This window comes from Stenotrophomonas pictorum JCM 9942, assembly GCF_001310775.1.
In the GTDB taxonomy this organism is placed as follows: Bacteria; Pseudomonadota; Gammaproteobacteria; order Xanthomonadales; family Xanthomonadaceae; genus Stenotrophomonas; species Stenotrophomonas pictorum.
The window spans coordinates 1-2,254 of record NZ_BAZI01000405.1 but is presented as its reverse complement, the minus strand read 5'-3'; the positions used below and the strand labels follow the sequence as shown (position 1 = coordinate 2,254).

The following is a 2,254-nucleotide window of genomic DNA, read 5'->3' as shown; positions in this document are numbered from 1 at the left end:
CCCTGCCACCTGTCGCCGTCAGCGCGCCGCAGAGCCAACCCTCATCGCCGGCGGCGATTCTCAATGGCCAGGGCGCAGCCGTCCCCACCACCATTGCCACTGGCAAGCCGGGCCCCGTCCCGACCGCGCAAGCCGCTGCTGCGGCCGCACCGGAGGTGGCTGCCGCAACTGCGCCGCGCCCCGTGATGCCCAGCGATGCCTCGCGTATCCGCATGCAGCCGGGTATGCGCGCCCTGGTGGTGGCGATCGACCCCGGACATGGTGGCCAGGATCCCGGTGCGATCGGCCCGACCGGCAAGCGCGAGAAGGACGTGACCTTGGCCGTGGCGCGTGAACTGGCGCGGCAGGTCAATGCCACGCCCGGACTGCGCGCGTTCCTGACCCGCGATACCGACGTATTCATCCCGTTGCCGCACCGCGCCCAGCGGGCCCGTGCGGCCAAGGCCGACATCTTCATCTCGATCCACGCCGATGCGGCTGAAAACCGCTCGGCCACCGGGTCCTCGGTGTATGTGCTCTCCACCAAGGGCGCGTCCTCGCAGCGCGCCCGCTGGCTGGCGGACAAGGAAAACGCGGCCGACCTGATCGGCGGCGTCAGCCTCAACCGCACCGAAGGCACCCTGGCCAACGTGCTGCTGGATCTGGCCCAGAGTGGCAACATGAAGGCCTCCGAGGACGCGGGCAATCACGTGCTCAGTGGCCTCAAGCGCATCGGCAAAAACCACAAGCCGAACATCGAGCGGGCCAACTTCGCCGTGCTGCGGACCTCGGATATGCCGGCGATGCTGGTGGAAACGGCCTTCATCTCCAATCCGGATGAAGAGCGCCGGCTGATCGATCCGGCCTACCAGCGCAGTATCGCCAGCGCGGTGCTCGATGGCGTGCACACTTTCTTCAGTCGCCAACCGCCGCCGGGTACGCTGTTCGCCGCCCGCGCCCAGGCGGAAATGGATGCCTCCGCCGGCACCGTGGCCGGCGGCAGCAAGTAAGCCTTCGCCGGTGTCTGTTCAAACGGCTGCCCTCGGGCGGCCGTTTGCCGTTTAACGGCGCTGCCGACAGGGCTGCAAAGTCCGCTTGCGGCGCGGTGGGCTGGCCGGGCTCGGCTATCATCTGCGCATGCATGATGTCAGCCTGATTTCCTCCCGACTTCCCTCATCGACCTTGACTGTGGCGTGCGCTACCGGCGGTGCGGTATGAACTCGATCCGTCCGCTGCCGGAGATCCTGATCAACCAGATCGCCGCCGGCGAAGTGGTCGAACGGCCCGCATCGGTGGTCAAAGAACTGGTCGAGAACGCGCTCGACGCCGGTGCCACCCGCGTCGATATCGATCTTGAAGAAGGCGGGGTGCGCCTGATCCGCATCCGTGACAACGGCGGTGGCATTGCCGCCGAGCAGTTGCCGCTGGCGGTGTCGCGCCATGCCACCAGCAAGATCGCCAGCCTGGATGATCTAGAATCGGTGGCGACACTGGGTTTCCGCGGGGAGCGTTGCCATCGATCGCCTCGGTCAGCCGCTTCACCCTGGCCTCGCGGCGCGCCGCTGATGAGCATGGCGCCGCCTTGCAGATCGAAGGCGGCACGCTGGGTGAAGTGATGCCGCGTGCGCATGCGCCGGGCACCACCGTGGAGGTGCGCGAGCTGTTCTACAACGTGCCGGCACGGCGCAAGTTCCTGCGCGCCGAGCGCACCGAGCTGGGCCATATCGAAGAGTGGCTGCGTTCGCTGGCATTGGCGCGGCCGGATGTCGAGCTGCGGGTCTCGCACAACGGCAAGGCCTCGCGCCGCTACAAGCCCGGCGACCTGTATTCGGATGTCCGTCTCGCCGAGACACTGGGCGAGGATTTCGCCCGGCAGGCGTTGCGGGTGGACCACAGCGCCGCCGGCCTGCGCCTGCACGGCTGGATCGCCCAACCGCAGTATTCGCGCGCCAGTGCCGACCAGCAGTACCTGTACGTCAACGGTCGCCCGGTGCGCGACCGCAGCGTCAGCCATGGGGTGAAGATGGCCTATGGCGACGTGCTCTATCACGGCCGGCAGCCGGCGTATGTGCTGTTTCTGGAACTGGACCCGGCGCGGGTGGATGTCAATGTGCACCCGGCCAAGCACGAAGTGCGCTTCCGCGATGCGCGGCTGATCCACGATTTCGTCTATCGCACGCTCAAGGAGGCGCTGGCTGAAACCCGCGCGGGCATGGAACCTGGTGCGATCGCGCCGTCGCATCCGGCCGATGCGGTCGGGCAGGGGGCCGCGCCG

At 67.9% G+C, this 2,254-nt stretch carries 1 protein-coding gene and 1 pseudogene; both read left to right on the top strand.

The window, feature by feature from the left end; genetic code table 11:
* Positions 1–989 (top strand): N-acetylmuramoyl-L-alanine amidase (locus JCM9942_RS14335; RefSeq protein ID WP_256202393.1); only part of this gene is annotated, 989 nt, incomplete at its 5' end.
* Between the two features lie 204 nt (positions 990–1,193).
* A pseudogene (mutL, locus tag JCM9942_RS14330) lies at positions 1,194–2,254 on the top strand (DNA mismatch repair endonuclease MutL); the annotation flags it as partial.